Origin of the sequence: Pseudomonas sp. C2B4 (assembly GCF_013359695.1) — a bacterium.
Taxonomy (GTDB): Bacteria; Pseudomonadota; Gammaproteobacteria; order Pseudomonadales; family Pseudomonadaceae; genus Aquipseudomonas.
Genome location: NZ_JABFMU010000102.1, coordinates 1 through 6,761 on the forward strand (window position 1 = coordinate 1; position 6,761 = coordinate 6,761).

At 63.1% G+C, this 6,761-nt stretch carries 4 protein-coding genes and 1 pseudogene; all 5 read left to right on the top strand.

The features are described 5' to 3' along the window. Positions 1–313: pseudogene (locus tag HNQ83_RS31500) on the top strand (hypothetical protein); the annotation flags it as partial. A gap of 121 nt (positions 314–434) precedes the next feature. Next, positions 435–2,237 carry an acyl-CoA dehydrogenase gene (locus HNQ83_RS30280; protein ID WP_175392511.1) on the top strand — a complete coding sequence of 601 codons (1,803 nt, stop codon included), beginning with the start codon at positions 435–437 and terminating at the stop codon, positions 2,235–2,237. A gap of 215 nt (positions 2,238–2,452) precedes the next feature. After that, positions 2,453–4,564: a 3-hydroxyacyl-CoA dehydrogenase NAD-binding domain-containing protein gene (locus HNQ83_RS30285; RefSeq protein WP_175392512.1), complete on the top strand. Its 2,112-nt coding sequence runs from the start codon at positions 2,453–2,455 to the stop codon at positions 4,562–4,564. A gap of 65 nt (positions 4,565–4,629) precedes the next feature. Continuing rightward, the gene (locus HNQ83_RS30290) at positions 4,630–5,814 is read left to right on the top strand and encodes an acetyl-CoA C-acyltransferase (protein WP_175392513.1); all 1,185 of its coding nucleotides are present in this window, start codon (positions 4,630–4,632) and stop codon (positions 5,812–5,814) included. Further along, a complete protein-coding gene (locus HNQ83_RS30295) occupies positions 5,814–6,590 on the top strand; it encodes an SDR family NAD(P)-dependent oxidoreductase (protein ID WP_175392514.1) in 777 nt (258 codons plus the stop codon). Before HNQ83_RS30290 ends, HNQ83_RS30295 begins: the two co-directional genes overlap by 1 nt. The last annotated feature ends 171 nt before the right edge of the window (positions 6,591–6,761 follow it).

Here is a 6,761-nt window from a genome sequence, read left to right on the forward strand (position 1 = left end):
TGTATCAGTTAACACATGTATTGACTGGCACACCGCCTTCGCGAGCAGGCTCGCTTCCACGGGGGATTCGATCACACGGATAATTTCCCATGCTCAAACATTCTTCCTGCTGTTCGATCTGGACGCCGGCCCCGTCACGATCACCCTGCCCGACGCCGGCCAGCGCCATATGTCCATGCAGGTGATCAACGAAGACCATTACGTGACCTCTGTTGTCTATGGCCAGGGCCATTACACCCTCAGCCGTGACCAGCCACGCACCGAAATACTGAACGGAAACTGGACGTTTCCCGTCGCGCAACCGGCCAACTGATTACGTCCGGTCCTACCCCAAAGGAGGGGGATAAATGCCCGGCACATCTCTCTATCGTGGACACCTGTAACGGGCCATGAATCCCATGGCCCCAACTCGACACTGTCTGACGAGAGATGCCATGACTGACCTGCTGCTCAACGAGCGCGAGTTGCGCTTCCAGCTTTACGAGCTGCTCAATACCGAGGCGTTGTTGCAACGCCCGCGCTACGCGGACCACGACCGCGGCGTGTTCGACGCCTCTCTCAGCACCGCCCGACAGATCGCCGGCGAGCTGTTCGCCCCGCACAACCACAAGGGCGACGCCAACGAACCGACCTTCGATGGCGAACGGATTCACATGATTCCCGAGACCAAGGCCGCGTGGGATGCCTTCGCCCAGGCCGGTTTCCTGGCCGCTCACCACGACGTTGAAGACGGCGGCCTGCAACTGCCGGAAGTGGTGCTGCGCGCCTGCATGGCGTATTTCAATGCGGCCAATATCTCCACGGTCGCCTATTCCTTCCTGAGCATCGGCGCGACCAACCTGGTGAAAGCCTTTGCCGGTCCGCAGCTGCGCGAACGTTTCCTGCCGCCTATGCTCGATGGCCGGTTCAGCGGCACCATGGCCCTCACCGAGCCTGGCCAGGGTTCGGCGCTGGGCGACTTGCGCACCACGGCACGCCCCGCCGAGAACGGTACATACCGGATCTTTGGCCAGAAGATGTTCATCTCCGGCGGTGACCACGAACTGACCGATAACATCGTGCACATGGTGCTGGCCCGTATCGAAGGCGCACCGGCCGGTACCAAGGGCATTTCGCTGTTCCTGGTGCCCAAGTTCCTGGTGAATGCCGACGGCAGCGTCGGTGAGCGCAACGACGTCGCACTGGCCGGCCTGCTGCACAAGATGGGCTATCGCAACACCACGTCCACCGTGCTCAGTTTCGGTGAGCACGATGGCGCCGTGGGTTACCTGGTCGGCGAAGCGCATCAGGGCCTGAGCTACATGTTCCAGATGATGAACGAGGCCCGCATCGGTGTTGGCCTCGGTGCCGCCAGCCTGGCCTATCAGAGCTATATCCACGCCCTGGACTACGCCCGTCAGCGCCCGCAAGGCCGCCTGCCCGGCAACAAGAACCCGGCAGCGCCTCAGGTGCGCATCGTCGAACATGCCGATGTGCGCCGGATGTTGCTACAACAGAAGGTCTATGCCGAGGGCAGCCTGGCGCTGTGCCTGTACGCCAGCAGCCTCGTGGAAGATGCCCACACTGCCGCCACGGCGCAGGAACGCACCAATGCCGCCGAACTGCTCGACGTGCTCACCCCGGTGGTCAAGAGCTTTCCCTCGCGCTACGGCTTGCTGGCGTCCGAAATTGGCGTTCAGGTCCTTGGTGGCGCCGGCTACACCCGCGAATACCCGCTGGAGCAGTACTACCGCGACAATCGCCTGAACCCGATCCATGAAGGCACCGAAGGTATCCAGGCGATCGACCTGCTCGGTCGCAAACTGGGAACACGTGGGGGCGATGGTTATCGGCTGTTCATCACCGAAGTGCTCGCCACCCTGCTGGTTGCCAACGACGACGCCCATTGCGCGCCGCTCGCGGCATTGCTGGCCGATGCCTTGAGCGTCCTCGAGCAAGTCACCGCCAGCCTGCAGGCGCAAGTGCTGGCCGATGCCAATCTCGGCATGGCCAATGCCACGCCTTACCTGGATCTGTTCAGCCGCGTGGTCGTCGGCTGGATCTGGCTGCGCCAGGCACTGCTCGCCAGCCGTTCCCTGGGTGCGGGTGCCACCGGCAGCGATGTCGATTTCTACAAGGGCAAGTTGCAGGCCGCGCACTACTTCATGACCTGGGAGCTGGCGTCGCTGGAGTCCCAGGCGCGGCTGCTTACAGACGCTAACCATGTCGCCTACTACATGCAGGACAGCTGGTTCTAGACTCGTCCCGTTTGTGGGAGCCAGCAATGTGGCGAGGGGATTTATCCCCGTCAGGCTGCGAAGCGGCCTCAAAACCGAAAAACGCGGTGCAACAGGTGCATCGCGCGTAATGGTTTACGACTGCTTCGCAGTCGAACGGGGATAAATCCCCTCGCCACAAGGCTCGCTCCTACAGGGTCCGTGGTAGCACTTTCAACGAATTTCAGGAAAGCATCATGAGCAATCTGGTCACTTACCACGTCGAAGACAATCTCGCGCTGATCGGCCTGGCCTCGCCACCGGTCAACGCCCTCGGACAACCCCTGCGCGCGGCCATTCTCCAGGCCTGTGACCGCGCCGCCAGCGACCCGGCGGTGTCGGCCATCATCGTGCACGGCGAAAACGGTTTGTTTTGTGCCGGTGCCGACATCACTGAGTTCGGCCTCCCGGCGTCCTTTGCCGCCCCTTCCCTGCCCGACCTGCTGGTGCGCCTGACCCAGATCGACAAACCGCTGATTGCCTGCATCGGCCGCTTTGCCCTCGGTGGCGGGCTGGAGCTGGCCCTGGCGTGCGGTTACCGCATCAGCGCCGCCAACGCCCGTCTCGGTTTGCCGGAAATCAACCTGGGGCTGTTGCCCGGTGCGGGCGGCACACAACGTTTGCCTCGGTTGATCGGTGCCGAACCGGCACTGGAAATGATGATGTCCGGCCAACCGGTCAGCGCCGGCCGCGCCCTTGATCTCGGCCTGGTCGATCGCTTGATCGGCGAGGGCGAAAGCCTGCTCGATGGCGCACGGGACTTCGCTCGGGAATTGGTCCGTGAAGCTGCTGCGGCGCGCCCCGCAGATCGGCATTCCAATCCGGCCGCTGCGCTGCCCGATGACTTTTTCGCTCGCTATCGCGCCAGCCACGAGCCTCGCTGGAAAAATCGCCTGGCACCTCGACTGGTGCTGGCGGCCGTCGAATCGGCCTGCGTGCTGCCGCTGGACGCCGGACTGCAGCGCGAAGTCGCCCTGTTCAAGGAAGCCGAGGCGTCCATGCAATCCCAGGCCCTGCGCCATGTGTTTTTTGCCGAACGCGAGGCGGGCAAAGTGGCCGGTGTCAGTGCCTCCACGGCCCTGCGTCCGATCGCCAGGGTGGGGGTGATCGGCGCCGGCACCATGGGCGGTGGCATCGCCATGAACTTCGCCAACGTAGGCATCCCGGTCACCCTGCTGGAACTCAAGCCCGAAGCCCTCGAGCGTGGTCTGGGGCAAATCCGCAACAGCTACGACATCAGCCTGCAACGCGGCAAGCTGACTCAGGCCGAACTGGACCAGCGCATGGCCTTGCTGACCGGCACGCTCGACTATGCCGATATCGCCGAGTGTGACCTGGTGATCGAGGCGGTCTTTGAAAGCCTGCCGATCAAGCAACAGGTGTTCCGTACCCTGGATGAGGTGTGCAAGCCGGGCGCCATTCTGGCCAGTAACACCTCCACCCTCGATGTCGATGCGATTGCCGCCGTTACCCGTCGACCGCAGGATGTGATTGGCCTGCACTTCTTCAGCCCGGCCAACGTCATGCGTCTGCTGGAAGTGGTGCGGGGCAAACTCACCGCGCCGGACGTGCTGGCGACGACGCTGAAACTGGGCAAGACCATTGGCAAGATCCCGGTAGTGTCCGGCGTGTGTTTCGGCTTCATCGGCAACCGCATGCTTGAACCCTACTCCCGTGAGGCTCACCGTCTGGTGCTGGAGGGTGCTACCCCGGCGCAGATTGACCAGGTATTGACTGACCTGGGCCTGGCCATGGGCGTCATGGCGATGCACGACCTGGCCGGGATCGACGTCAGCTTCCTGGTGCGCGAGTCGCGCCGTGAAGCGATTGCCCATGATCCAAGCTACTGCCGGGTTGCCGACGAGCTGAACGCCCTCGGTCGCTTCGGTCAGAAGACCAAGCGCGGCGCGTACATTTACGAAGGCCGCGAGCGCAAGGAAGACTTCGAAGTCATTGCACTGGCCGAACGCATTGCGGGGGAACTGCACATTCCTCGCCGGCCGATCTCCAACGATGAAATTCATGATCGCTGCCTGTTCATGCTGATCAACGAAGGCATCCAGTTGCTCGACGAAGGCATCGCCGAGCGCAGTGGCGACATCGACCTGGTGTGGATCAACGGTTACGGCTTCCCGTCCTGGCTCGGTGGCCCGCTGCACTATGCCGAACAGATTGGCCTGGAGGCCGTGCTGAATGGCATTCGCCATTACCGCAAGGCGCTCGGTGAATACGGCGAGATGTGGTTCCACCCTGCCCCGTTGCTGGAGCGCCTGGTCGCTGCCGGCAAGACCCGCATCGAACGGATCTGATTCCAGGATTCGAACCTGGCCGGCCCCCCTGTGGGGCCGAGCCCCCTCCCGACAGGAACAACACGATGAAAGAAGCCGTTATCCTTTCCACCGCCCGCACGCCGATCGGCAAGGCGTTTCGCGGTGCCTTCAATGTCACCACTTCACCGACCATGGCCAGTTTCGCGATCCGCGCCGCCGTGGAGCGTGCCGGCATCGAAGCCGGCGAAATCGAAGACCTGGTGATGGGCACCGGCATGCCCGCCGGCACCGCCGGCTGGAACCTGGGCCGCATGAGCGCGCTGGCCGCCGGCCTGCCGCTGACCGTCAGTGGTCAGACCCTGGACCGCCAATGCGCTTCGGGCCTGATGGCCATCGCCACCGCCGCCAAGCAAATCATGGTCGACGGTATGCAGGTGACCGTGGGCGCCGGCCAGGAGCACATCAGCCTGGTGCAGAACCGCCATATGGAATGGGTCGGCAGCCAGCACGACGAAAGCGTCCTGCGCAACGTGCCCCTCGCCTACATGCCGATGCTGCAAACCGCCGAGCTGGTGGCCAAGCGCTACGGCATTAGCCGTGAAGCCCAGGACCTCTATGCCCTGCAATCGCAACAGCGCACCGCCGCAGCGCAACAGGCCGGCCTGTTCACCCCTGAAATCGTCCCGGTCACGGTCACCCGACAGGTCGTGGACAAAGCCAGCGGTGCGGTCAGCCATGAACAGGTCAGCCTGAGTCTCGATGAAGGCAACCGCCCGCAGACGATCCTTGAAGACCTGAGCAAACTCAAACCCGTGATCGAAGGTGGTTGCATCACGGCCGGTAACGCCAGCCAGTTATCCGACGGCGCCAGTGCCTGCGTGCTGATGGACGCGCGCCTGGCCGAACAGCGCAACCTGCAGCCGCTGGGTCTGTATCGGGGGATCGCGGTGGCGGGCCTGGCGCCTGAAGAAATGGGGATCGGTCCGGTGCTGGCCGTGCCGAAACTGTTGAAGCAGCACGGGCTGAAAATCGATGACATCGGCCTCTGGGAGCTCAACGAAGCCTTTGCCTGCCAGGTCCTCTACTGCCGCGACAAACTGGGCATCGATAACGCCAGGCTCAACGTCAACGGCGGCGCGATTTCCATTGGTCATCCGTATGGCATGAGCGGTTCGCGTATGGTGGGCCATGCCCTGCTGGAAGGTAAACGCCGTGGGGTGAAATACGTCGTGGTCACCATGTGTGTGGGTGGTGGCATGGGTGCAGCTGGTTTGTTCGAGGTGTTGTGATGGACGTATTGAATGGTTTTTCCCTGGTTGGCAAGACGGTATTGGTGACGGGCGCTTCCAGCGGCATTGGTGCGCATCTGGCACGTGTGGCCAGCCAGGCAGGGGCGCGTGTGGTACTCGGTGCCCGACGTGTCGAGCGCTTGCAACAGCTGGCGCAAGAGATTCGCCAGGCGGGCGGCGACGCGCTGGCGGTCGCCCTGGACGTCACGGATCGGGACAGCGTCGAAGCCGCGTTTGACGAGGCCGAAGCGGTTTTCGGTGTGGTTGACGTGGTGCTCAACAACGCCGGTATCGGCAATGGCCAGAGCGTCCTGGACATCAGCGAAGCCGACTGGCGCGCCATGCTGTCGACCAACCTCGATGGCGTCTGGCGCGTTGCCCAATGCGCGGCGCAACGACTGTCCAAGGCAAAACGCCCGGGAAGCATCATTAACATCGCCTCGATACTCGGCCTGCGCGTGGGTGTCGGCCTGAGCCATTACTGCGCGGCGAAGGCCGGCGTGGTGCAGCTGAGCAAATCCCTGGCCATGGAACTGGCGCGCTATCAGATCCGGGTCAATGCGATCGCGCCGGGTTACTTCAAGACCGAGATGAACGACGCCTACTTCGACAGCGAAAAAGGCCTGGAGTACATACGCGACATGGTGCCGATGCGTCGACTGGGCAACCTGCAGGAACTGGAAGGTCCCTTCCTGCTCCTGGCGAGCGAAGCCGGTGCCTTCATGACGGGAGCGGTGCTGGCGGTGGACGGCGGCCATCTGGTGGGTAGCCTGTAGTTCAAAGCTTGCTCCCACAAGGGATCTGCGGTCACCGCCAATTTAGCGTTCACTGAAGATCAACACTGTGGGAGCGAGCCTGCTCGCGAAAGCGGTACATCCGTCGCCATCCCTGGTGAAGGTGCCGCCGTCTTCGCGAGCAGGCTCGCTCCCACAAGGGGACTACGCAGG